This window comes from Erythrobacter sp. BLCC-B19 (assembly GCF_028621955.1).
Taxonomy (GTDB): Bacteria; Pseudomonadota; Alphaproteobacteria; order Sphingomonadales; family Sphingomonadaceae; genus Erythrobacter.
Map to the genome: position 1 here is coordinate 467,157 of NZ_CP117516.1, position 22,387 is coordinate 489,543.

Sequence of the window (22,387 nt, forward strand, 5' to 3'; positions counted from 1 at the left end):
GGGCTACGCATCGCGCTTGTTCTCGTCCTCGATCACCTTGCCATCCGGCCCGAAGCGCATCTCGCCGTGATCGACGTTCTTGCGCACCCAGTTGGCGACCATGAAGGTCACCGGCACCGCCAGCATGATGCCGATTCCGGCAAGCCAGAGGGGGGTGTCGGCGATCATTGCGCGCCCGCTCCGCTTGCGGGTTTCGGCTCGGCCGCAAGCAGGCGCCGCGACAAGGCCTGCCCGGGCTTCTCGACCAGCGAATAGGTGACATAAGCCGCGCCGACCACAAGGGCCAGCATTGCCAGCGTGATAGCGTCGGCAACCAGCGGCGATCCTTCAAGGAAGGTGCGCCCAGCCCCATCGACCCGGATCGCGACGATCTTGGTGATCTGCAGGACTTCCCCGACCCGTCCCTGTATGAAGGTGTGGATCATGTAGATCGAATAGCTCGTCAGACCGAGGAACTGGAAGCTGCGACGCTTGAGCACCTGCGAGACACCCCCGTTCTGGCTCGCAAGGACGAACACGACGCTGCCGAACACCACGGGCGCAAGAAAGGTCAGCGCCCCTTCGGCAAAAGAGACGAAGATGATGCTGACCAGCACCGCGGCAATTTCCGCTGCGCTGCCGCCTGACCCGCCAAAGCGCCGGAACAGGTGATAGGTCACCACACCCAGCCCGAAGCCGAAGATGCAGCGCAGAATGCCGCCCTGGAAGGTCACATCGAGATCAGGCGAATAGGACATCAGGGCCAGCAGCGCGACCACAGCCAGCACACCGCTGGCAAGCGCACTGCGGCCCTTGCTGACGACAAAGACCAGCGCAAACACCAGATAGGTCCACATCTCGGCAGCAATGCTCCACGCGGGCACATTCCAACCCACCGCCTTGCCGATACCGAAGGTCTGGAACAGGAACAGGTTCTGAATCAGCGCCTCGATCCCGCGCGAACCGGTGAAGGGCTCGCGCGAGACATAGCGTCCAATCGTATCGCCCCCCAGCACCAGCAGCATTTCCAGCGAGACGAAACCGAGCAGCACGAACAGATGCAGCGGATAGATCCGCCCCATCCGCAGCCCCATGAAGCGCGCAACCGAAATCCGCCCTTCCGTAAGCCGGGTGCCATAGGAATGAGCGATGACAAAGCCGCTCAGCACGAAGAAATAATCGACGAACAGCCACCCGTTCTGCACGATCGGCAGCTGCGCAAGGTAGCCGTTCGAGTTGAAATGGAAGAGCACCACCAGCAGCGCGCAGATACCGCGCAGGGCGTCCAGCACCTCAAAGCGCATCGTTGCTCCTGCGGGCGGCGCGGCGGCGGTCACCACCACTTCTCCGGCTTGGCGGTGAAGCCTGCCCTTTGCTGGATCGCGAGGCCGGCGTTGAGCACGCCCTGCTCGTCGAAGGGCTTGCCGACCAGCTGGAGACCGAGCGGCAGGCCATCGGCGTTGATCGTCGCGGGGACGCTCATTGCGGGCAGGCCTGCGAGGCTGGCGGGGACCGCGAAGACGTCGTTGAGATACATCGTCAGCGGGTCTTCGTTCATCGACCCCAATGGGAAGCTCGCGGTCGGCGTGGTCGGCGCGAGGATCACGTCGCACTCTTCGAAAGCGCGGGCGAAATCGCGGGCGACCAGCGCGCGGACCTTCTGCGCCTGGGTGTAATAGGCATCGTAGAAGCCCGCCGAGAGCACATAGGTGCCGATCAGGATGCGGCGCTTGACCTCGTCGCCGAAGCCAGCGGCACGGGTGGCGGCGTACATATCCTGCAGGCCCACCCCGTCGGGCAGATCGCGCAGGCCATAGCGCACCCCGTCATAGCGGGCGAGGTTGCTCGAAGCCTCGGCGGGGGCGACGATGTAATAGGCGGGCAGCGCATATTTGGTGTGCGGCAGCGAGACGTCGACGATCTCGGCGCCCGCGTCCTTCAGCCATGCCTTGCCCTGCTCCCACGAATCGAGGATCGCCTGATCGGTGCCCTCCATCCGGTATTCGCGCGGAATGCCGACCTTCTTGCCGCGCAGGTCGGCGTTGAGCGCCGCTTCCCAATCGGGCACGTCCATCTGGAGACTGGTCGAATCCTTGGGATCGAACCCCGCCATCGCGCCGAGCATGATCGCGCAATCCTCCACCGAACGCGCCATCGGCCCGGCCTGATCGAGCGAAGAGGCAAAGGCGACGATGCCCCAGCGCGAGCAGCGTCCATAGGTCGGCTTGATCCCGCAGATGCCGGTGAAGGCGGCGGGCTGGCGGATCGAGCCGCCGGTGTCGGTGCCGGTCGCGGCGGGCGCGATGCGCGCGGCCACCGCAGCGGAGGAACCGCCCGAGGAACCGCCCGGCGACATGGCGGCGTTGCTGCCCGCCTTCTTCCACGGCGAGGTGACATTGCCGAAATAGGAGGTCTCATTCGACGAGCCCATCGCGAACTGGTCGAGGTTGAGCTTCCCCAGCATCCCCGCGCCCGCGTCCCACAATTTCTGGGAGACGGTCGATTCGTAGCGGGGGGTGAAGCCTTCGAGGATGTGGCTCGCGGCCGTAGTCTGAACGCCGTGGGTGGCGAACAGGTCCTTCATGCCGATCGGCACGCCCGCCATCGCGCCCAGCGCCTCGCCAGCCGCGCGGGCTGCATCCACCTTGTCGGCAGCGGCGAGCGCGTGGTCGGGGGTGGTGACGATGAAGGCGTTGAGGCTCGCGGCCTCGGCGACCGCAGCGTTGAAGGCTTCTGCCACTTCGCGCGCGGTGAATTCGCCCTTGGCGACACCGTCGCGGATGTCCTTGACGCCGAGAGAGGTAAGGTCAGTCACTAGCAAACTCCGTTCGTGCTGAGCTTGTCGAAGCACCGCCCTTCGTCTTCGACCGCAGCACTGAAAGAAAAGCGGCCCTTCGACAAGCTCAGGGCGAACGGGGAGAGGGCTCTCCCTATTCGATCACCTTGGGCACGCCGAAGAAGCCGTGTTCAGCCGCGGGCGCATTGGCGAGCACGTCGTCGCGCTTGCCGCCGCCCGTCAGCGGGTCGGCATCGACCACGTCCTCGCGCAGGCGCAGGGTGTTGGGGATCACCGCCGCCATCGGCTCGATCCCCGTCACATCGACCTCGCCCAGCTGCTCGACCCATTGGAGGATGCCGTTCAGTTCGGGCACCATCTGTTCGAGCGCCGCATCATCCATGCGGATGCGCGCCAGCGAAGCGATTTTGGCGACGGTTGCCTTGTCCACCGACATGAGCCCCGCTGCCCCTTACTGGCCCGGAACAACCTGCGGCGCGCCCTGCGGGGCCGCAGCCGCCGGAGCCTCGCCCGCTGCTGCCGCGCCATCAGGCGCACCGCCCGGAGCCGCGCCGCCCGGAGCCGCGCCGCCAGCTGCACCCATCTGCTGCTGCATGGTCTGCTGGAGCACCTGGATCTTGCGCTCCACCGAGGCGCGGGTGGTGATTTCAACCACTTCAATCTCGAATTCGAGATCGGCATTGGCCGGAATGCCCGCGGTCGGCGGCGGGGTTGCGCCGTAGCCGAGTTCGGCGGGGATGAAGATCTTGTACTTGCCGCCCTTCTGCACCTGCTGCAGCGCCTGCAGGAAGCCGGGGATCATCGCGCCTTCTTCGAGCAGGAAGGGCGTGCCGTCGGGGAACAGACCCGGCACCGGGAAGGGGCTGGTCTGCGCGTCCTCGAACACCGTTCCATCGGCCGCAAGGATGCCCTTGTACTTCACGAAGACGACCTCGCCCTGCTTCGGGTTGGGGCCGGTGCCCGCCTGAATGACGTCAATATCCAGACCCTTGGGCACCGCCGCCCAGGCAAGGCCCGCGCCGACCAGCACGGCGAGGATCACCCCGATCCACAGCTTGGTCAGCGAGCCCTTGGCGACGGGCTGGATGGGAACGCGGGTAATCTCGGTCATGGTCTTGTCCTGCTGGGCCGCGCGCAATGAGGCGGGCGAATGACGACAAAAGGGCGCGGGTTTGATGCCGCGCCCTGATGGCTGATCGGAAAGGGTGTTTCAAGCGGTTCCGATAGCGGAGGCGCGCCTGACGACGGGATTATTTGCTCCCGTCACGCTCCATCCGCTTGCGCTCCATCTTGCGGGCGCGGCGCACGGCGGCGGCCTTTTCGCGGGCGCGCTTTTCCGAGGGCTTTTCGTAGTGACGACGCAGCTTCATTTCGCGATAAACGCCCTCGCGCTGCAGCTTCTTCTTGAGCGCGCGCAGGGCCTGATCGACATTGTTATCGCGAACCATGATTTGCATAAACGACGACTACCTCATGTCCAAACGCCAGAGCCCTGCATGATTCTGCGCAGGGTTACGCGGTGAATTTCCATTGAAATACGGGCGATTCCCAAGGGGGACCGCCCGTGAAACGCCGCCCCGATAGTCCAACATCGGCAAAATGGCAAGCCGCCAGAGTGCATTCGCGTAAGGCAGCCCCGCTATGCAGAGCGCCAGCGGCTCGCTAAAGGCGGCGGATGGACGGTGTGATCTCCCCTATCAAGGCAAGTCTGCTGGTCGCTGCGGGCGGCGCTGTGGGCTCGGTGCTGCGCTATCATGCGGGGCGGATCGTGAGCGATCTGGCGGGTGCGGGCAATGCCTTTCCGTGGGGCACGCTGGCGGTGAATGTCGCGGGCAGCCTGCTGATGGGCGCGCTGGTCGGGTGGTATGCGCGCGGCGCGCCGAGCGAAGCGGCGGCAGAGACCGCGCGGCTGCTGCTGGGCGTGGGCCTCTTGGGCGGCTTCACCACCTTCAGCGCCTTTTCCGCCGAGCTGGTCACCCTGCTCCACCGCGGGCAGGCGGGGCTGGCGGCGGGCTATGCCGCAGCCTCGCTGATCGCGGGCGCGGCGGCGGTGATCATCGGCCTTGTCGCCGTGCAGGGAGGCCCGCGATGACCGAGACCCCCACCGATAACGTGCGCCAGTTCACCGTCAGCGCGGATGATAACGACATCCGGCTCGACCGCTGGTTCAAGCGCAATCTGCCGCAGATCGGCTTTGCCACCGTCTCGCGCTGGGCGCGCACCGGGCAGATCCGGGTCGATGGCAAGCGGGTGAAGCCGGAAGATCGCCTCGCTGCCGGGCAAGTGCTGCGCGTGCCGCCGGGCGGGGACGATCAACCCCGCGCACCCGCCAAGCCGCGCGCGCGCCCGCTCACCGACGAACAGATCGCCGAGGCCCGCGACATGGTGATCCGCGAGACGCCCGCGGCCATCGTCCTCAACAAGCCCCCCGGCCTTGCCACGCAAGGCGGGAGCAAGACCACCAAGCACGTCGACGGGTTGCTCGATGCCTTCGTCGAGAACGAGCGCCAGCCCCGCCCGCGGCTTGTCCACCGGCTCGACAAGGACACCTCGGGCGTGTTGCTGATCGCCCGCACACCGGGCAGCGCGGCGAGTTTCTCCAAGCGCTTTGCGAGCCGCTCTGCGCGCAAGGTCTATTGGGCGCTGGTGGTGGGCAAGCCGCAATTGTCCGAAGGGGTGATCGATGCGCCGCTCGCCAAGCAGCCGGGCACGGGCGGCGAAAAGATGCATATCGACGAGGAAAACGGCGCGGCGGCCAAGACCCGCTACCGCGTGGTCGACAGCGCCGGACAGCGCGCCTCGTGGGTGGAACTGGAGCCGCTGACGGGGCGCACCCACCAGCTGCGCGTCCACATGGCGGCGATCGGCCACCCGATCGTGGGCGACGGCAAGTATGGCGGGCCGGATGCGTTCCTGACCGGCGCGGTCAGCCGCAAGATGCACCTCCACGCCCGCCGGTTGATCATCACCGAGCCCAAGGCGGGTGAGGGAACGGGCGGCAAGCTGGACGTGACCGCCGAACTCCCCCCGCACTTCGCCGCGAGCATGGAAGTGCTGGGCTTCGATCCGTCGCTGTCGGACGCATCGCCCTTGCGCGAGGAAACGCCCGAGAAGACCCCCGAAGAGAAGAAGCAGGCCGCCCGCCGCCATTTCAAGCAGGCGCGCAAGGAAGAACGCGCACCCCGCCGCGCGCGCGGGGCCGCGAACAAGGCGTCCAAGCCCAAGGCGGGGGGCAAGCCTAAGGCCAAGAGCAAGCCCAAGGCAGGGGGCAAGCCCTCCGGCAAAAGACCGACCCGCTGATGCACCCCAATCCCGCCTTCCGTTCGGACGACCACGATCTTTTCGCTGCCCTGATCCGGGAAAGCGGCTTTGGCATGGTGTTCCTGACCACGCCCGAAGGGCCGCGCGTCGCCCATGTGCCGCTGCTGCTCACCGACGCGGGAACGCTGCGCTTCCATCTGGCCCGCGGCAACGCCCTGACGCGCCATCTGGACGGCGCCAAGGCGCTGGCGGTGGTCAACGGGCCGGAAGGCTACATCTCGGCCCGCTGGTATGCCGACCCGGATCAGGTGCCGACCTGGAACTACCTTGCCCTCGAAATGGAAGGCACGGTGCGCCGCATGGATTGGGACGGGCTGCTGGCGCTGCTCGAAGACGTCTCGGCGCACCATGAAGCGCGGGTGGCGCAGGGCGCGGCATGGACGATGGACAAGATGGACACCGCCAAGCGCGACCGGATGATGGACATGATCGTGGGCTTCGAACTCACGATCGAGGCGTGGCGGCCGACCGTCAAGCTTTCGCAGAACAAGCCTGCGGCGGAGCGGGACCGCCTTGTCGCCGGGCTCAAGGATGAAGGACACCTTGCGCTCGCGGCCGCGATGGAGCGGCTGGCGAAGGGGGCCGCATGACCCGCCCCCCCGTGCGCCTTGCCGTGTTCGATTGCGACGGCACCCTCGTGGACGGGCAGGCCGATGTCTGCTGGGCGATGGCGCGCGCCTTTGCCCGCGCGGGGCTGGAAGCGCCCGAAACCAGCGCCGTGCGCCGGATCGTCGGCCTCAGCCTGCCCGCCGCCGTGCGCGCGCTCGCTCCACAGCTGAGCGAGGACCAGAACCGCTCTGTCACCGAATTCTACCGCTCGAGCTTCCGGGCGCGGCGCGAGGAAGGCCTGCTCGACGAGCCGCTCTATGATGGCATCGCCGAATTGCTGCGGGCCCTCCACGCAGATGGCTGGCAACTGGCCGTCGCCACCGGCAAGTCCGACCGTGGCCTCGCCGCCTGCCTTGCCACGCATGGCATCGCCGACCTGTTCGTCTCGCTCCAGACCGCCGACCGCCACCCTTCCAAGCCCCATCCCGCGATGCTTGAAGCGGCGATGTTCGAAGCGGGCGCGGGCCGGGATCAAACCGTGATGATCGGCGACACCAGCTTCGATATGCTCATGGCGCGCTCCATCGGGGTCGCGGCCATTGGCGTGGGCTGGGGCTATCACGCGGCGGGCGAACTGACCGCCAGCGGCGCCGAGCGCGTGGTCGAGACCGCCGCAGCGCTGGGCGATGCACTTGCGGAGTTGCTGCCATGAGCCCCTCGCCCTCCCCCCGCCAGCAGGCCGAAGTGCAGGCGCGCAATCGCTTCATCGTCATCACTGCCCTGCGCTTTGGCGGGGTGGGGCTGGTGATGCTCGGCTTTGCCATCGCCCGGGGCGCTTTCGATCTGCCGTGGATCGTGGGGGCGGGTGTGGCGCTGGTCGGCTTTCTCGATTTCTTCTTCGTGCCCTGGCTGCTCGCGCGCCAATGGAAAAAGCAGGACGCACGCCGCCGATGATCCGCCGCTTTTACAAGGATGTAACGCTCGCCAGCCAAGCGGGCGGGTTTCAGGTGATGCTGGATGCACGCGGCGTGAAGACCGTGGGCGGCGCACCCCAGATCGTCCCCACCCGTGCTTTGGCCGAGGCAATGGCAGCGGAATGGGCGCGGCAGGGCGATAAGATCGACACTGCCAGTCTGCCGCTGCGGGATATGGCGGACTACGCCATCGACATCGTCGCTGCCGACCCGGCCAACGTGGCCGAGGGTCTGATCGCCTATGCCGAAACCGATACGCTGTGCTACCGCGCCGACCCGGACGAGCCGCTCCACGCGCGCCAGCAGGCCGTGTGGGAGCCGCTGCTGGCGGGTTTCGAGGCCGCCCACGGCATCACGCTGGTGCGGGTCAGCGGTGTCCTCCACCGCCCGCAGCCGCCCGAAAGCCTTGATGTGCTGCGCGCGCGGCTGCTGACGCTGCCACCTTTCGTGCTGGCAGGGGTCGAGGCGATGACCAAGCTGGCCGCCTCGCTGGTCACAGCGCTCGCCGCGCTCGATGCTGCGCTCGAGGATGAACCGCGCGCCTTGTGGCAGGCGGTGTGCCTCGAAGAAGAATGGCAGGCTGACCTGTGGGGCCGCGACTGGGAGGCCGAGGAACGCCGCGAACGGCGCGAGGCGGATTTCCTGCGCGCCTGTGCCTTTGCGCGGTTGGCGAAAACCTAGAAACATCCGTTCGTGCTGAGCTTGTCGAAGCACTGCACTGATTGACCGGAGCGGTCAGGCCAAAAGGAAGAACAGCCGTTGACGCTGCGCGTCAGCTTCGCTTCCGACAAGCTCAGGGCGAACGGATTTGAGAGCTAACCCCCCGCCACCCAATCCGCCACTTCGCCTGCGACCTTGTTCGCCGCCGTGTTGAGCGCCGCGCCGACCGCGCGGGTATCAGCCGTTACACCGCCCTCGCGCGCTTCAAAGCGGCGCGTGGCGACCTTGCCGTCCTTATCGATCCGAACCGCATCGAACCGCACCACCGCTTCGGAGGTCTGCGCTTCATAGCCCATCTCGATCAGCGTGCCGCGCACCGTCACGCTTGCAAGGGTTGCGGTGCTGTCGCCATCGACCACCATCGCGCCTCCGCGCGCCCGGATCGTCTCGCCCACCAGACGGCGGAACAGGCGGGCGGGCTTTTCGACCCAGAAGGCCTCGGCCAGATAGGCGAGTTCGGTATCGCTCACCGCGACCGGCACGCGCAGCACATCGAGCTTGGCCGGGGTGTCGAAGCTGAGCACCGCGATCACGGGCTGATCGGCGCTGCCGGGGCCGGGGCCGGCGGGTGCGCTGGCGGTGGGGCTCAAGGTCAAAAGGCTCGCGGGCGGCTCTCCGCCGAGGCTGATGCAGCCCGATAGCGCCAGCATGGGGGCCAGCAGCAGCGGGGCGATGATGAGGGGCCGTTTGGTCATGCGCATCGCATCATTGTCCTTTGGGCTTGTAGTCGGGCAGCGACTTGCCGCCCACCAGCGCACCGGCGCCTTCGCTTTCGAGCTTTTCGGTGATCGAACGCAGCGCCCGGCTGGTGGCGCGCAGGTCTTCCAATGTCGCTTCGGCGGCAGGCAGCGTGGTGGTGCGCAGCTGGCGTGCGGCAGGCCGCGTGTCCTCCAGCGTCGCCGAAAGCGAGGCGAGCGCGGCATTGGCGCTCTTCATCGTCTCGCGCAGCTCCTTGGCCAGCGGCTCGCCTTCCTTCTTGAGCAGGCCGTCCGTGGTCGCTGCCAGCTTTTCATAGGCGTCGAGCGCCTCGTTGAATTCCGTCATGGTGGTGCGGAATTCCTTGAGATTGGCGGTCAGTTCGGGCGTCGCATCGGCCAGCCCGCCGGTCAGGCGGTTGGTGTTCTTGAGGATGCCTGCCAGCTCCTCCTGATTTTCCGGGCCGAGGATGGTGTTCAATTGCTCGGTCAGGGTCGCAAGGCGTTCCAGCAGCAGCGGCGCGTTGGCGACGATCTCGCCAAAGCCGCCGCGTCCCGGCGGGATCACCGGGCGGCCTTCGGGGCAGGCGGTGGTCTCGCAGGTGATCGGCGGATTATCCTTGCGCGCGCCATCGAGCAGGATGGTCGACACACCGGTAAAGCTCGCCTGAATGGTCGCCTGCGTGCCGACGAGGATCGGCACATCATCCTTCACCTTGATCCGCACGCGCACGAATTCGGGGTTGCCCTTGGCCAGCGCGATCTCGGTCACCTGCCCCACCGGCACCCCGGCAAAGCTGACCTGGCTGCCATTGGCGAGCCCTGAGACCGACTGGTTGTAGAAGATGTCGTATTCGTCCTTCGCGCCTTCACCAAGGCGCGCGATCCAGACGATGAAGGCCGCCAGCATCGCCAGCAGCACCAGCGTTACCGCACCGACCCACAGATGATTGGCTCTGGTTTCCATGTGCGTGTCCCTATGCCGCCGCCCGGGCGGATGTGTCCAACATTATCCGGCTCATGGCACATCCCTGAGGTGCGAGGCATGGGCGGCGCGGCCGCGCGGGCCGTTGAAATATTCCTCGATCCACGGGTGCCCGGTGGCGATCAGTTCGGGGATGGTGCCGACGGCAATGATGCGCTTGTCGGCGATCACCGCCACCCGGTCGCAGATTTCGTAAAGCGTATCGAGATCGTGGGTGATGAGGAACACTGTGAGGCCCAGCGTCTCCTTCAGGTCGCGGGTCAGCCGGTCGAACTTGGCCGCGCCGATCGGGTCGAGGCCCGCGGTCGGCTCGTCAAGGAACAGCAGCTCCGGATCGAGCGCCAGCGCGCGTGCCAGCCCGGCGCGCTTCTTCATCCCGCCCGACAATTCGGATGGATATTTCGCCACCGCCTCTTCCGGCAGGCCGGTGAGGATCACCTTGTAGCGCGCGATCTCGGCGCGCAGCTGGGGGGAGAGGTCGGGGTAATATTTCTTGAGCGGCACCTCGACATTCTCGCCCACCGTCAGGGTCGAAAACAGCGCCCCGCCCTGAAACAGCACGCCCCAGCGCCGCCTGACGCCGATGCCCTGTTCGAGGTCGCTTTCGGTGATGCAGCGCCCCAGCACGTCGATCCGCCCGGCCTCGGGCCGCTGGAGCCCGATGATCGAGCGCATCAGCACCGATTTGCCCGTCCCCGACCCGCCGACCACGCCGAGGATCTCGCCCCGGCGCACGGTGAGGTCGAGCCCGTCGTGCACGGCAATATCGCCGAAGCGGTTGACCAGCCCCTCGATCACGATGGGCGGCGTATCGTCGTCGGGATGGTCAAAGACGCGCATCGCTCAGCCCCACCCGATTTCGGTGAAGAACACCGCGAAGAAGGCGTCGAGCACGATCACTGCAAAGATCGCCGAGACCACCGCCATGGTGGTGCGCCGCCCGACCTCTTCGGAATTGCCGCGCACCTGCAGGCCGTTGAAGCAGCCCGCCAGCGCCACGATCAGCCCGAACACCGGCGCCTTGATCAGCCCCACCCACAGGTCATGTTCGGGCACCACTTCCTGAATCCGCGACAGGAACGTCCAGAACGGGATATTGAGCGTGAGGTCGCCCACCACCGCCCCGCCGATGATCGCCATCAGCGAGGAATAGAAGCCCAGCAGCACCATCATGAAGGTCGCCGCCAGGATGCGCGGGATCACCAGCACCTCGATGGGAGAGATGCCGATGGTGCGCATCGCGTCGATCTCTTCGGTCAGCTTCATCGTGCCGAGCTGCGCGGCAAAGGCGCTGCCCGATCGACCGGCGACCATGATCGCGGTCATCAGCACGCCGAGTTCGCGCAAGGTGATGCGCCCGACGAGGTTCACCGTCAGCGCCTCGGCCCCGAACTGCTCGAGCTGCACCGAGCCCTGCTGGGCAATGACGATGCCGATCAGGAAGCTCATCAAGCCGATGATCGGCAGCGCGGTGACGCCGACCAGCTCCATCTGGTGCACCAGCGCTTTGATCGGAAAACGCGAGGGATGGCGCAGCAGGCTGCCGCAGCCGATCAGGATCTGCCCGAAGAAGCCGACCACGCGGTAGATCCCGCCGCGCGCGCCGAACACCTTTTCGCCCACCGCAAGCGGCACGCGCTCCCACACCGGCGGGCGATCCGGGTGCATGGGGCCATCGGCATCGATCCCGCGCACGGCTTCGAGCAGCCGCTCGGCCGCTGGGCTTGCGCCGGTGATCTCGCTGTCATGCTGATGCGCCAGGCGGCACACGACCCAGGCGCCGACCGTGTCGATTTCATCCACGGCGGCGATGTCGACGCTGCCGAGCGGCTCGGCGATCGCCTTCAACTGCGGTTCGATGGCGGCGATGCTGGCCAGGGTCAGCTGTCCTGACAGCACCAGCCGCGCGGCCCCTTCCCCTGCTGGCTCCAGCGAATATTGCGCGGCTTGCTGCATCGGGATCAGGCTATGGGGTGATTTTCCGCCGCCGACAAGGCTCTCGCGGCCAGTTGCAGGCGCGCCTTGCTCGCGCCGTCGCTCTCTCAATCACATTGCATCGCAACAAGGGTGCTGGCATGGCGCGGCCTATCATGAGCGACACCTTGCCCACCACTTTCGACCCCGCTGCCATCGAAGCGCGCTGGTATTCCCACTGGGAGACGAACGGCCTGTTCCGGCCCGATCGCCCCGAGGCGGAGGCCTATACCATCGTCAACCCGCCGCCCAACGTGACGGGGAGCCTCCACATCGGCCACGCGCTCGACAACACGCTGCAGGACGTGGTGATCCGCTATGAGCGCCTGCGCGGGAAAGACGCGCTGTGGGTCGTGGGCACCGACCACGCAGGCATCGCGACCCAGATGGTGGTCGAGCGCCAGATGGAGGCACGGCAGGACAAGCGCACCAACTACTCGCGCGAGGCCTTTGTCGAGAAGGTGTGGGAGTGGAAGGCCGAAAGCGGCGGCACCATCACCAACCAGCTGCGCCGCTTGGGCTGCTCGATGGACTGGAGCCGCGAGCAGTTCACGATGGACCCGCACTTTACCAAGGCGGTGATCAAGACCTTCGTCGACCTCTACAATGATGGCCTCATCTACCGCGACAAGCGGCTGGTGAACTGGGACCCGAAACTCAAGACCGCGATCAGCGACCTTGAGGTGGAAACCCAGACCATCGCGGGGAGCTTCTGGCACTTCAAATACCCGCTCGCCGACGGCGCAACCCTGCCCGATGGCCGCGATTATCTCGAAGTCGCCACCACTCGCCCCGAGACGATGCTCGCCGACATGGCGGTGGCGGTGAACCCGGCTGATCCGCGTTATCAGAGCGTGGTCGGCAAGTTCGTTGTGCTGCCGCTCACCGGCCGCCGCATCCCGGTGATCGCGGACGAGCACGCCGACCCCGAGTTGGGGAGCGGCTGCGTCAAGATCACGCCGGGGCACGATTTCAATGACTTCGAAGTGGGCAAGCGCGCCGGGATAGCGGCTGGCGAAATGCTCAATATGCTCGATGCCGAGGCCAACGTCTGCCAGACCGCTGACGGGCTGGTGCCGGAAGAGTTCCTCGGCCTCCACCGCTTCAAGCGCGACGGCTTGGACGGCGCGCGCGAGCTGGTGGTCGCGCGGATGAAGGCGCTTGGCCTCCTGATCCCGCACATCACCAAGGACAAGGAAGGCAACCCCGTCGAGCACGACGCCGAACCGCGCCAGATCGCCACCCCCTTCGGCGACCGCGGCGGCGTGGTGATCGAGCCGTGGCTCACCGACCAGTGGTATGTGAACGCCGCGGAACTCGCCAAGAAGCCGATCGAAGCGGTGCGCAGCGGCGACATCCAGATCGTGCCCAAGACGTGGGAGAAGACCTTCTTCAACTGGATGGAGAACATCCAGCCGTGGTGCGTCTCGCGCCAGCTGTGGTGGGGGCACCGGATTCCGGCGTGGTTTGCCGATGATGGCCGCTGCTTCGTCGCCGAAACCGCCGAGGCCGCGCAGGCGCTCGCTGGCGAAGGCGTGGCGCTGCGTCAGGACGAGGACGTGCTCGACACCTGGTTCTCCAGCGCCCTGTGGCCCTTCGCCACGCTGGGGTGGCCGGAGAACGGCGCGCCGCTCCTCACAAAACACTTCCCCAACAGCCTCCTCATCTCCGGCTTCGACATCCTGTTCTTCTGGGATGCGCGGATGATGATGATGGGCTTCTACAACATGGGCCAGAAGCCCTGGGACACGCTCTACCTCCACGGCCTCGTGCGCGCGGCCGATGGCGCGAAGATGTCGAAGTCCAAGGGCAATGTGGTCGATCCGCTCGGCCTGATCGACCAATACGGGGCCGATGCGCTGCGCTTCTTCATGGCGGCAATGGAGAGCCAGGGCCGCGACATCAAGATGGATGAAAAGCGGGTCGAGGGTTACCGCAACTTTGCCACCAAGCTGTGGAACGCGGCGCGCTTCTGCCAGTCGAACGGGATCGGTGCGTCCGACACGGTCAAGGCTCCCACGGCCCGTCTCGCCGCCAACCAGTGGATCATCGGCGAAGTCGCGGCCTGCGTTGCCGAGATCGAAAAGGCGATGGCCGACCTGCGCTTCGACGCGGCGGCCAATGCGATCTACCAGTTCACGTGGAGCAAGTTCTGCGACTGGTATCTGGAGCTGATCAAGCCGGTCTTCGCGGGTGACGCCGACAGCCCGCCGGCGGTGGAAACCCGTGCGGTCGCCGGGTGGGCACTCGACCAGATCCTCGTCATGCTCCACCCCTTCATGCCCTTCATCACCGAAGAGCTGTGGCACAAGCTGGGCGCGCGCGATTACGAGCTGATCGTGGCGCAGTGGCCCAAGCCGGAAGCTGAGGTGAGCAAGGAAGCGACCGACGCGATCGACTGGGTGATCGACCTCACCACCAGCACCCGCAGCGCCAAGAACGAACTCGGCATCGCCCCGGGTGCGAAGCTGGCGGCGTGGCTGGCGGCACCTTCCGATGTGGCGGCACGCACCATCGAGCGCTCGTCAGCGGCCATCGAGCGCCTCGCGCGCCTCACCCCCGTGCACCTAGGCGAAGCACCCGCTGGCCCCGCGATGCAGGTGACCGCGGGCGAGGATGTTTTCGTGATTCCCTTGGAAGGGATCGTCGACATCGCGGCGGAGAAGGCGCGGCTCGAAAAGGCGCTGGCGACCAGCACCAAGGAAGCCAAGAGCCTCGAAGGCCGCCTGTCCAACCCCGCCTTCGCCGAGAAGGCCAAGCCCGAAGCCGTCGAGAAGGCCCGCGCCGATCTCGCCCATCACAAGGGCGAGGTCGAAAGGCTGACGGCAGCACTGGCGCGGCTGGGGTAGCTTTACGCGCAATCCAAGCCATCGCCCGGCCCAACGTCCGCTTTCAGGACAGGCCGGGCGGTAGCGCCGTGACGGCAGATGGGTGGTTGGCTGCCGCCCACCCTCGTCGTCTCCCCGGACTTGATCCGGGGCCCCGCTGCCTTTTTCCCGGTCGGCGTGCAAAAAAGCGGGGTCCCGGGTCAAGCCCGGGAAGGCGGAGAGCAATGACCACTTCGAGGTCGTTTCCCGAACGGCAGCTTTCGGCAGAAAGCCCTCCTGCGCCGCCGTCGCCAGATCCATGGGCCGTGCAAATTTCCTACGCCGGCAAATCGTGGCATAGGCCGGATATGTCTTGTCGCTTCATCCCTCTTTCCGCGCGCACAGATTTTGTCCGTCCGCTTCGCAATTTCTTGACCAAGAATCTGATTTTCAACAGGTTTCAAGCCTGTTGGGAAGGTGACACCGTGTCACCTTTGTCACGCTTATTGCAGGCCGGCCAATGAACCTCGCCCTTGCCACCGACGACACCGGCGGGCCGGAGATTTTCGCCTCGCTTCAGGGTGAAGGGCCGAGCATGGGCGTCCCGGTCGCCTTTGTGCGGCTGTCGCGCTGCAACCTTGCCTGCACTTGGTGCGACACGGCCTATACTTGGCGTTTCGAGGGCGATAACCGGCCGCACCGCGATGGCGTGGCCTATGACCGCAAGGCCAATCAGGTGACGCTCTCGCCCGTAGAAACGGCGGAGCGGATCGCGGCGCTGGGCCAGACACGCCTTGTCATCACCGGGGGCGAGCCGCTGCTTCAGGCAGGCGCCTTGGCCGAAATGCTGGCGCACTTGCCCGATATCGCGGTGGAGATCGAAACCAACGGCACGGTCGCCCCGCCCGCCCGGCTCGATGTGCGGGTCGATCAGTACAATGTCAGCCCCAAGCTCTCGCACAGCGGCAACCCCGCCGATCTGGCGCTGATCCCCGAAAGGCTCGACGCATGGGCGAGCGAGCCGCGCGCCTTCCTCAAGTTCGTGATCGCCGCGCCGGCAGATGTGGACGAGGTGCTCGCCCTCCACGCCCGCTACCGCTTCCGGCCCGAACGCGTGTTCCTGATGGCCGAGGGGACGGACAGCGAAACGCTGCGGGCGCGGCAGGCGTGGCTATCGGACCTGTGCCTGAAGCACGGCTTCCGCATGAGCGACCGGATGCATATTCATTTGTATGGCGATACGCGAGGCACCTGACAGGCCCACCCCCGACCCCTCCCGCAAGCGGGAGGGGAGGATCAGCGCCACCCAGTCCCCCTCCCGCTTGCGGGAGGGGTTAGGGGTGGGAACTTACCCTTGCGATCTCCAGCGCATCACCACGCGGTCGACCAATTCTTCCTCGCCGCCGTCCTTGCTCCACAATTCGACGAAGCTCGGGTCTTCGGAGGCCGGGCGCTTGTGTTCTTCCAGCGCATCGAAGCTGACGCGGATCGGGATCGCCACGCCTTCGCCGCAAATGATGCATTCGCGGTTGCGCAGCGCCGGGATCGAATCGAGGAACCCGCGCGCGCCTTCGGGCATCGCCGCGCGCACGAAGGCCTGGTCGCGGTCGTTGTTGAGGCGCATCGAAATGATCGTGCCGCACTGCGACAGCACGCCTTCGGCAAGGTCTGAGGGACGCTGGGTGATGAGGCCCAGCGAAATGCCGTATTTGCGCCCTTCCTTTGCGATGCGGCTCAAGATCTTGCCGACCGACGAGCCATCGGCGTTCTTCTCGTTGGGGACGTAGCGGTGCGCTTCCTCGCACACCAGCAGCACGGGCCGGGTCTTTTCCTCGCGGCCCCAGATGGCAAAGTCGAACACCAGGCGCGAAAGCACCGCGACCACCGTCGAGGTGATGTCCGAGGGCACGCCCGAGACGTCGATGATCGAGATCGGCTTGCCATAGCCGGGCATCCGGAAGATCTTGGCGATGAACTCCACCATCGTGTCGCCCACCAGCATCCCGGAAAACATGAACTGGTAACGCGGATCGGCCTTCAGCTCATCGAGCTTCTGCTTGATCCGCATATAGGGCGCCGACGAGGTTGCCTTGTCGAGGCGGCCCATTTCGTCCTGCAGGATATTGCTGAAATCGGACAGCAGATAGGGGATCGGGCTGTCCACCGTGATCTTGCCCATGGTCTGCGCCAACCGGCTTTTCGAGCGTGCGGCGAGCAGCACCTTGGCGAGAATGTCGCTGTCGGTCTGGCGGTCATTGCCGCTGCTCGACAGCAGCACTTCGCAATGTTCCTCGAAGTTCATCAGCCAGTAGGGCATCTGGAGGTTCGAGACGTCGAGGATCTGCCCCGTGGTGCGGAATGCGGCCGAATATTCGCCATGGGGGTCGATCATCACGATGTGACCCTTGGGCGCGGCCTCGCAGATGCGGTGCAGGATCAGCGCGGCGCTGGTCGACTTGCCGGTACCGGTCGATCCGAGCAGCGCGAAGTGCTTGCCAAGCATGGCGTCGATATAGAGCCCCGCACGGATGTCCTTGGTCGGGAACACCTTGCCGATGGTGATGCTGGCGCGCCCGTCGCTGGCGTAGATCTGTTCAAGGTCGCGCGTGGTGCAGGGATAGATCATCGCGCCGGGAATGGGGTAACGGGTGACCCCGCGCTTGAAACCGTGGATGTTCCCGGTCAGCTTTTCCTCGCCGCCTTCGCCGAGGAAGTCGATATGGGCGATGATCCCGCCTTCGGTGCGGCGATCCTTGCGCTGGTCGCGCACGTTGGCGAGCAGCCAGGCATCGCCCACGCGGATCTTGATCTGGCTGCCGACCTGCCCGGCCATCGCGACCGAGGCATCGGGATCCTTCATACATTCATTGATGCGCTGCAAATCGAGCGCGATCTGCGAGCCCGAACCGGAGATCTCCAGCACCACCCCGATCGGCAGGCGCGCATTGTCATGCCCGCTGCGGGCATTGGCCGGGGCGTGCTCTTCCTCGCCGACCGGATTGGGGCCGGTGAAGCGCTCGAAATCCTGCCTTGCGTGATCGGTCATTGGCGCCTTTCCCTGCGCAGCGTCGAAACCCGGCAAGGATTACGGCCAATGAGGTTAAGAACGGGTCAACGCGTCCGGCTCAGTTGCCTGTCAGTTGCGGGCGAACAGGCGTCCGGCGAGCCACCCCATCGCCAGCGAAAGCGCAATGGCGCCAAGGCCATAGAAAAACGACCAGCGCTGGGCGGCGGTCACCACCTGCCCTTCGAGCCCGGCCTTGACCACCTCGATCCGCGCGGTCGCGCTCGCCAGCACCCGGCCGCGCGCGATGGCGAAGGTTTCGGCGGTGTAGCGCCCGGTGGTGACGTTGGAGGGCAGATCGATGCGCGCCTGATAGAGCACCTTTTCGCTGATCTTCACCCCGCCCGGGCTCTCCTTGAACAAGCCCTGCCGCCGGCGCAGTTCGACCAGACCATGGGCAAACCGGGCCTGCTCCTCCGGCTCGATCTGGCCGGAAGGGGACAGCTGGATGAAATCGGTGCCGAGTTCGTAGATCGCGGCGGTGCGCTCATCGACGATCTCCTTGATCGGGCGCGAAGACGCGACGGCGAAAAAGGCAGGGGCGGAGCGGAAATCGCTCGACCCGGCATTGGCCCAGATGCCGATGATGCGTTCCTTCTCGCGGATACGGATCGCCTCCGTCGGCCCCTTCAGCACCACGACGATGTCGTAATCCTCGGCGTTCGCGCCCGCTCCGGCGGGGTCGATCACCGCGCCGTAGAGCAGCAGCCGCGCGCCGGTGAAACCCTGCCGCACCTCGATCCGCGACTGGCTGACGGCGGGCACCAGCACCGGCTCGCGCTGCGCCAAAGCTGGCGGCGCGGACACGGCGAGCCATCCCAGCAGGAGGAGGAGCGCGATCCGCTTCACGCAGCGGCCATCACAGCGGCACCACGGTGTAGATCTCGTCCGGCTGCACCCCGAGGCCGTAGAGCATCCGCAGCGCGATCAGCAGCACCAGCGCGGCCAGCGCAAGGCGGAGATATTCGGGCCGCGCCTTCAAGGCGATCTGCGTCCCGAACTGCGCGCCCAGCACCGATCCCAGCAGCAGCAGCGCGGCGAGCACCAGATCGACCGCCTTGGTCGTCAGCGCATGGGTCATGGTGGTGACCATCGTCACGAACAGGATCTGGAACAGCGATGTGCCGACCACGACATTGCCGCTCATCCCGAGGATATAGAGCATCGCGGGCACCAGCAGGAACCCGCCGCCCACCCCCATCAGCATGGTGAGGATGCCGACCAGCATCCCGAGGATCGCCGGGGCGAGCGGCGAGATGTAGAGGCCCGAGGCGTAGAACCGCCAACGGTAGGGCAGGCTCGCGACCAGCGGGTGGTGGCGGCGCTTCCGCACCTGCGGCCCCTTGCCCAGCAGGCCCGGGCGCAGGGTGCTCACCGCCTCGCGCATCATCAGCGTCCCGATCGAGCCGAGCATCAGCACGTAGAGAATATTGATGACGATATCGATCTGGCCGAGCGTTTGCAGCACGCTGAACAAGGCGCCGCCGATCAGCGCGCCGACAATCCCGCCGCCGACCATCACCGCGCCCATGCGATAGTCCACGCCCTTGCGGCGCGAATGGGCCAGCACGCCCGAAACGCTCGCCCCTGTCACCTGCGTCGCGGCAGAAGCCGCAGCGACCGTCGGCGGGATGCCGTAGAAGATCAAAAGCGGCGTCGTCAGGAAACCGCCGCCGACTCCGAACAGGCCCGACAGAATGCCGGTCAGCCCGCCCAGCAGCACGATAAACAGCCCGTTGACCGAAAGATTCGCGATGGGCAGGTAGACGTCCATGACGCGCAGGCTAGCCGAGGCGGCGGGGGGATGAAAGGCAGGCGAGGCCCGTATCCTCGGGGTTTTTTGGGAGCCTTGTCCTCTGCCCTTCGCCGCGGGGCTGCGCTAAAACCCGGTTGCCAGCGTCACCGCCACTCCGGAACGCGGCGCTGCATCGCCTGCGACCTGCTGGCGCCAGTCGATACTGATGCGCGCGGGCACCTCGCCGAGCGTGACATCGAGCCGCAAGGTCGGCCCGATGTCGATGCGCTGCGCATCCTTCTGCGCGCCCCCCCATATGCCCGCACCAAGGCTCAGCCGCGCCGCATCCCCCGTAAGGCGCGCGACCGGCGGCAGCTCGCGGGTGATGCTCGCCTGCCCGTCGGCAAAGGCCGTGGGCTGCGTCCCCCCGACCCAGCCCGCCTGACCATAGGCCTCAAGCTGCGCTTCATAGGGAAGCGCGACCGGGGCGATTTCCGTGACCACATAGGCGGCCGGACGCCACTGGTTGCTGAAGGCCGCATCGGTGTAGCGCACCTCCGCCGCGGCGCGCAGCGGGACGCGTCCGAAGGGGCGCAGCGACGCGCCCAGCGCCAGTTCGTTCTCACCCTGCCGCACCATCGCCCGGTAGGCGCGGGCATAGAGCCGCGGGTCGATCACTGCCTCGGGGGCGATGCGATATTGCAGCACGCCGCCCACCTGACTTGCCCCATAGATCGGCACGCGCCCTTGCGAGACCGGCGCGGCATTCGATCCCTGTCGCCAGAAGGCCCAGGCATCGAAGGTCCAGCGCCCGGCCGGAGCCTGCCGCGCGGCGGGGAGAGGCGGCAGGAATGGGGGCGGCACCTCGCGCGGGGTCGCAACCGGCGGATCCGGCGCGGCGCTTGCCAGACCGGTTGCAGGCGTTCCCCCCAGCAAGGGATCGTGCAGCGCGGCGCGTTGCAGCATCCGGCGCGCCGCCGAAAGGCGTGGATCGCTTGCGGCGCGGGCGGGCGCGCCATGCGGCCCGGCGGCGCGCGCCAGGGGCAGGGTCGCCGGAACGAACGAGGCGGGCTGAGGGGCCGCGCGCGTCACCTCGGCCAGCGCCGCGCGCTGCAGGTCGAGCGCGTTCGCCATCGGGGCAAAGGGGCTTTCCCACCACACCGCCCGCGCCGTGCTCCATCCGGCGAGCAGCAGCACCAGCATCACCAGCGGCCCGCCCCGCCGCCTGCTGCGCTCCGAGATCCGATGCGCGGCGATGGTCACGGGCGCTGCGCTCCGGCAAGCGCGAGTTGCCCCCTCAGGCGCGCGCCGAGCTCTGCGGGATGCGTGTCATGGTCGGTCTTGTCCCACACGGCAGACCGCCCCGCCAGCGTGCGCGCATAGGCAAACACCGCGCGCCGCCCGGCGATGATCGCGATGACATTGGCCAGCGGCAGGCGCAGCACCGCGAACAGGCCTTCTGCCACGCCATGCTCGCGCGCGGTGAAGGCAAAACGCCAGACGATCCGCCAGCCGAAGGCGACCGCGTTGGCATAGAGCACCGCGCGCAGCACCGGGCTCAGTGGCACAGGTTCGGACAGGCCGGTGACCACCATCACACCCATCACGCCCGTCAGCAGCACCAGCACATAGCCCACCAGCAGGACCAGCGCCGTGAGCGGCCCGCGCCGGTCGCGCGCGCGCATCCAGAATTCCGTGATCCCGCCCGACCAGCCCACCCTGTCCCAGCCCAGCAGCGAAATCCCGAGCACCCAGCGCGCCTTCTGGCGCACCACCGCGTCGAAGGCGTGGGGAAAGAAGGCGCGGGTGGCGATCAGGCGGCCATCCTCGCCCCGCGCGCGCACGAACCGGCAGCGCCCGCCCGCGGCCGCGACGGCGAGGCCAAGCTCGTAATCCTCGGTCAGCGAATCGCTGGCGAACGGCAAGCCCGCCGCTCCGCCATCCCCCTCGCGCCGCACCAGCCAGTCGAGCGCCCGGCGCGATACCGCGCAGCCCACGCCCGCGCCCGGCAGCCCCGCCCCCAGCGCATCACGCACCACCATCGCCTTGCCATGCGCCTCGGCAAATTCCTCGCAATAATGCGCGCCGATATGCCGCGCGGCAAAGTCGCGGTGATGCGGCACCAGCGGCTCGACCGGCAGCTGCACGAAATCCGCCCCGCCCGCGATGCATTCGTCCAGCAGGCCGAGCGCCGCCGGATCGACCATGTCCTCGGCATCGTGGAACACCACCGTGGCAAAGCGCCGCCCGCTGCGCGCTTCATCCAGCAGCAGGGCTGCGTGCAGCCGGTTGAGGCAGTCGGCCTTGGTGGTCGGCCCGTCACGGTCGAGGATCACCAGCCGCAGCCGAGGATCGCCGCGGGCCGCGGCAATCGCCGCCCCGAGGGTCGCAGGGTCATTGCGATAGCAGCCGATATAGAGGCGCAGGGTGGCGTGCGGCCAGGTGTCGAGCAGGTGGCGCAGTGTCTGCCCGATCACCGCCGCTTCCCGCCAGGCCGGGATCAGCACCGCGACCGGCCCCGACAGCGGCCGCGCGCGCAAGGCTTCGCGGCCACGCCGCGCGGTGCGCGCCCGCCCACTGACCTTGAGCCACAGCCAGATTCCATCGACTGCCAGATCGTCCAGCGCGCCGATCAGAAAGAAGACGCCGGCAAACAGCAGCAATTCGTGCTGTAGCAGGACAAGACCCCGCCACAGCTCAGGCGCAAACATGGACAAGGCGACCCCCTTCCCCAAAAACGCCTGTAAATTACATTACATAACCAAGCCGTGCAACTGTCGCCCAATT

General features: G+C 66.9%; 23 protein-coding genes. 8 read left to right on the forward strand and 15 right to left on the reverse strand.

Annotation, left to right across the window (positions count from 1 at the left end; all coding sequences use genetic code 11):
• Window positions 1-3: 3 nt before the first annotated feature.
• The 6 genes from PS060_RS01975 to rpsU form a co-directional block, all read right to left on the reverse strand.
• Window positions 4-168 (reverse strand): glutamyl-tRNA amidotransferase, encoded by a 165-nt coding sequence (locus PS060_RS01975; RefSeq protein WP_273985089.1) that lies wholly within the window; start codon window positions 166-168, stop codon window positions 4-6.
• A complete protein-coding gene (locus tag PS060_RS01980; RefSeq protein ID WP_273985090.1) occupies window positions 165-1,316 on the reverse strand; it encodes an acyltransferase family protein in 1,152 nt (383 codons plus the stop codon). Before PS060_RS01980 ends, PS060_RS01975 begins: the two co-directional genes overlap by 4 nt.
• The gene (gene gatA / locus PS060_RS01985; RefSeq protein ID WP_273985091.1) at window positions 1,313-2,794 is read right to left on the reverse strand and encodes an Asp-tRNA(Asn)/Glu-tRNA(Gln) amidotransferase subunit GatA; all 1,482 of its coding nucleotides are present in this window, start codon (window positions 2,792-2,794) and stop codon (window positions 1,313-1,315) included. Before gatA ends, PS060_RS01980 begins: the two co-directional genes overlap by 4 nt.
• A 115-nt stretch (window positions 2,795-2,909) precedes the next feature.
• Window positions 2,910-3,212: an Asp-tRNA(Asn)/Glu-tRNA(Gln) amidotransferase subunit GatC gene (gatC, locus tag PS060_RS01990; RefSeq protein WP_273985092.1), complete on the reverse strand. Its 303-nt coding sequence runs from the start codon at window positions 3,210-3,212 to the stop codon at window positions 2,910-2,912.
• Between the two features lie 15 nt (window positions 3,213-3,227).
• Window positions 3,228-3,887: an FKBP-type peptidyl-prolyl cis-trans isomerase gene (locus PS060_RS01995; protein WP_273985093.1), complete on the reverse strand. Its 660-nt coding sequence runs from the start codon at window positions 3,885-3,887 to the stop codon at window positions 3,228-3,230.
• 139 nt (window positions 3,888-4,026) lie between these two features.
• The gene (gene rpsU, locus PS060_RS02000; protein WP_017664771.1) at window positions 4,027-4,233 is read right to left on the reverse strand and encodes a 30S ribosomal protein S21; all 207 of its coding nucleotides are present in this window, start codon (window positions 4,231-4,233) and stop codon (window positions 4,027-4,029) included.
• Between the two features lie 218 nt (window positions 4,234-4,451).
• Here rpsU and crcB point away from each other — a divergent pair, with 218 nt between their 5' ends.
• Genes crcB through PS060_RS02030 form a run of 6 tightly spaced genes read left to right on the forward strand, consistent with a single transcriptional unit; the run spans window position 4,452 to window position 8,301 of the window.
• Complete coding sequence (crcB, locus tag PS060_RS02005; protein ID WP_273985095.1) at window positions 4,452-4,868, forward strand: fluoride efflux transporter CrcB; 417 nt, start codon at window positions 4,452-4,454, stop codon at window positions 4,866-4,868.
• Window positions 4,865-6,076 (forward strand): RluA family pseudouridine synthase, encoded by a 1,212-nt coding sequence (locus tag PS060_RS02010; protein ID WP_273985096.1) that lies wholly within the window; start codon window positions 4,865-4,867, stop codon window positions 6,074-6,076. Before crcB ends, PS060_RS02010 begins: the two co-directional genes overlap by 4 nt.
• Window positions 6,076-6,687, forward strand: a complete 612-nt coding sequence (locus tag PS060_RS02015; protein WP_273985097.1) for an FMN-binding negative transcriptional regulator — start codon at window positions 6,076-6,078, stop codon at window positions 6,685-6,687. Before PS060_RS02010 ends, PS060_RS02015 begins: the two co-directional genes overlap by 1 nt.
• Window positions 6,684-7,358: an HAD-IA family hydrolase gene (locus PS060_RS02020; RefSeq protein ID WP_273985098.1), complete on the forward strand. Its 675-nt coding sequence runs from the start codon at window positions 6,684-6,686 to the stop codon at window positions 7,356-7,358. The genes PS060_RS02015 and PS060_RS02020 overlap by 4 nt, the downstream gene beginning before the upstream one ends.
• Window positions 7,355-7,600, forward strand: a complete 246-nt coding sequence (locus PS060_RS02025; protein WP_273985099.1) for a hypothetical protein — start codon at window positions 7,355-7,357, stop codon at window positions 7,598-7,600. Before PS060_RS02020 ends, PS060_RS02025 begins: the two co-directional genes overlap by 4 nt.
• Window positions 7,597-8,301, forward strand: a complete 705-nt coding sequence (locus PS060_RS02030) for an ATP12 family chaperone protein (RefSeq protein WP_443112399.1) — start codon at window positions 7,597-7,599, stop codon at window positions 8,299-8,301. Before PS060_RS02025 ends, PS060_RS02030 begins: the two co-directional genes overlap by 4 nt.
• A 134-nt stretch (window positions 8,302-8,435) precedes the next feature.
• Here PS060_RS02030 and PS060_RS02035 read toward each other — a convergent pair whose 3' ends face one another.
• The 4 genes from PS060_RS02035 to PS060_RS02050 are packed head-to-tail and all read right to left on the reverse strand — an operon-like array spanning window position 8,436 to window position 11,976.
• Window positions 8,436-9,035, reverse strand: a complete 600-nt coding sequence (locus tag PS060_RS02035) for an ABC-type transport auxiliary lipoprotein family protein (protein WP_273985101.1) — start codon at window positions 9,033-9,035, stop codon at window positions 8,436-8,438.
• Between the two features lie 10 nt (window positions 9,036-9,045).
• Window positions 9,046-10,002, reverse strand: coding sequence for an MlaD family protein (locus tag PS060_RS02040; protein ID WP_273985102.1), 957 nt, complete (start codon window positions 10,000-10,002; stop codon window positions 9,046-9,048).
• A 51-nt stretch (window positions 10,003-10,053) separates the two neighbouring features.
• Complete coding sequence (locus PS060_RS02045; RefSeq protein WP_273985103.1) at window positions 10,054-10,860, reverse strand: ABC transporter ATP-binding protein; 807 nt, start codon at window positions 10,858-10,860, stop codon at window positions 10,054-10,056.
• Between the two features lie 3 nt (window positions 10,861-10,863).
• The gene (locus tag PS060_RS02050; RefSeq protein WP_273985105.1) at window positions 10,864-11,976 is read right to left on the reverse strand and encodes an MlaE family ABC transporter permease; all 1,113 of its coding nucleotides are present in this window, start codon (window positions 11,974-11,976) and stop codon (window positions 10,864-10,866) included.
• A gap of 134 nt (window positions 11,977-12,110) precedes the next feature.
• Between PS060_RS02050 and PS060_RS02055 the strand changes: the two genes are divergently transcribed.
• Both PS060_RS02055 and PS060_RS02060 read left to right on the forward strand, forming a co-directional pair.
• A complete protein-coding gene (locus PS060_RS02055) occupies window positions 12,111-14,843 on the forward strand; it encodes a valine--tRNA ligase (protein WP_273985106.1) in 2,733 nt (910 codons plus the stop codon).
• A gap of 478 nt (window positions 14,844-15,321) precedes the next feature.
• Window positions 15,322-16,056 carry a 7-carboxy-7-deazaguanine synthase QueE gene (locus PS060_RS02060; RefSeq protein ID WP_273985108.1) on the forward strand — a complete coding sequence of 245 codons (735 nt, stop codon included), beginning with the start codon at window positions 15,322-15,324 and terminating at the stop codon, window positions 16,054-16,056.
• Between the two features lie 93 nt (window positions 16,057-16,149).
• Here the strand turns inward: PS060_RS02060 and PS060_RS02065 are convergent, their stop codons facing one another.
• From PS060_RS02065 to PS060_RS02085, 5 genes are all read right to left on the reverse strand, one after another.
• Entirely contained in the window at window positions 16,150-17,847 is a 1,698-nt protein-coding gene (locus PS060_RS02065; protein WP_273985109.1) for an ATP-binding protein, read from the reverse strand.
• 90 nt (window positions 17,848-17,937) lie between these two features.
• Complete coding sequence (locus PS060_RS02070; protein WP_443112429.1) at window positions 17,938-18,705, reverse strand: TIGR02186 family protein; 768 nt, start codon at window positions 18,703-18,705, stop codon at window positions 17,938-17,940.
• Window positions 18,706-18,724: 19 nt separating this feature from the next.
• Window positions 18,725-19,639: a sulfite exporter TauE/SafE family protein gene (locus tag PS060_RS02075; protein WP_273985112.1), complete on the reverse strand. Its 915-nt coding sequence runs from the start codon at window positions 19,637-19,639 to the stop codon at window positions 18,725-18,727.
• Between the two features lie 105 nt (window positions 19,640-19,744).
• On the reverse strand, window positions 19,745-20,863 hold the full coding sequence (locus tag PS060_RS02080; RefSeq protein WP_273985113.1) for a hypothetical protein: 1,119 nt from the start codon (window positions 20,861-20,863) through the stop codon (window positions 19,745-19,747).
• Window positions 20,860-22,311, reverse strand: coding sequence for a glycosyl transferase family protein (locus PS060_RS02085; RefSeq protein WP_273985115.1), 1,452 nt, complete (start codon window positions 22,309-22,311; stop codon window positions 20,860-20,862). Before PS060_RS02085 ends, PS060_RS02080 begins: the two co-directional genes overlap by 4 nt.
• Between the last annotated feature and the right edge of the window lie 76 nt (window positions 22,312-22,387).

Excerpts from the sequence above, each read along its gene's own strand:
- PS060_RS01975 (WP_273985089.1), bottom strand. The coding sequence starts at position 168 with ATGATCGCCGACACCCCCCTCTGGCTTGCCGGAATCGGCATCATGCTG.
- gatC (WP_273985092.1), bottom strand. The coding sequence starts at position 3,212 with ATGTCGGTGGACAAGGCAACCGTCGCCAAAATCGCTTCGCTGGCGCGC.
- PS060_RS01995 (WP_273985093.1), bottom strand. The coding sequence starts at position 3,887 with ATGACCGAGATTACCCGCGTTCCCATCCAGCCCGTCGCCAAGGGCTCG.
- rpsU (WP_017664771.1), bottom strand. The coding sequence starts at position 4,233 with ATGCAAATCATGGTTCGCGATAACAATGTCGATCAGGCCCTGCGCGCG.
- crcB (WP_273985095.1), top strand. The coding sequence starts at position 4,452 with ATGGACGGTGTGATCTCCCCTATCAAGGCAAGTCTGCTGGTCGCTGCG.
- PS060_RS02010 (WP_273985096.1), top strand. The coding sequence starts at position 4,865 with ATGACCGAGACCCCCACCGATAACGTGCGCCAGTTCACCGTCAGCGCG.
- PS060_RS02015 (WP_273985097.1), top strand. The coding sequence starts at position 6,076 with ATGCACCCCAATCCCGCCTTCCGTTCGGACGACCACGATCTTTTCGCT.
- PS060_RS02020 (WP_273985098.1), top strand. The coding sequence starts at position 6,684 with ATGACCCGCCCCCCCGTGCGCCTTGCCGTGTTCGATTGCGACGGCACC.
- PS060_RS02025 (WP_273985099.1), top strand. The coding sequence starts at position 7,355 with ATGAGCCCCTCGCCCTCCCCCCGCCAGCAGGCCGAAGTGCAGGCGCGC.
- PS060_RS02030 (WP_443112399.1), top strand. The coding sequence starts at position 7,597 with ATGATCCGCCGCTTTTACAAGGATGTAACGCTCGCCAGCCAAGCGGGC.
- PS060_RS02035 (WP_273985101.1), bottom strand. The coding sequence starts at position 9,035 with ATGACCAAACGGCCCCTCATCATCGCCCCGCTGCTGCTGGCCCCCATG.
- PS060_RS02040 (WP_273985102.1), bottom strand. The coding sequence starts at position 10,002 with ATGGAAACCAGAGCCAATCATCTGTGGGTCGGTGCGGTAACGCTGGTG.
- PS060_RS02045 (WP_273985103.1), bottom strand. The coding sequence starts at position 10,860 with ATGCGCGTCTTTGACCATCCCGACGACGATACGCCGCCCATCGTGATC.
- PS060_RS02050 (WP_273985105.1), bottom strand. The coding sequence starts at position 11,976 with ATGCAGCAAGCCGCGCAATATTCGCTGGAGCCAGCAGGGGAAGGGGCC.
- PS060_RS02055 (WP_273985106.1), top strand. The coding sequence starts at position 12,111 with ATGAGCGACACCTTGCCCACCACTTTCGACCCCGCTGCCATCGAAGCG.
- PS060_RS02060 (WP_273985108.1), top strand. The coding sequence starts at position 15,322 with ATGAACCTCGCCCTTGCCACCGACGACACCGGCGGGCCGGAGATTTTC.
- PS060_RS02065 (WP_273985109.1), bottom strand. The coding sequence starts at position 17,847 with ATGACCGATCACGCAAGGCAGGATTTCGAGCGCTTCACCGGCCCCAAT.
- PS060_RS02075 (WP_273985112.1), bottom strand. The coding sequence starts at position 19,639 with ATGGACGTCTACCTGCCCATCGCGAATCTTTCGGTCAACGGGCTGTTT.
- PS060_RS02085 (WP_273985115.1), bottom strand. The coding sequence starts at position 22,311 with ATGTTTGCGCCTGAGCTGTGGCGGGGTCTTGTCCTGCTACAGCACGAA.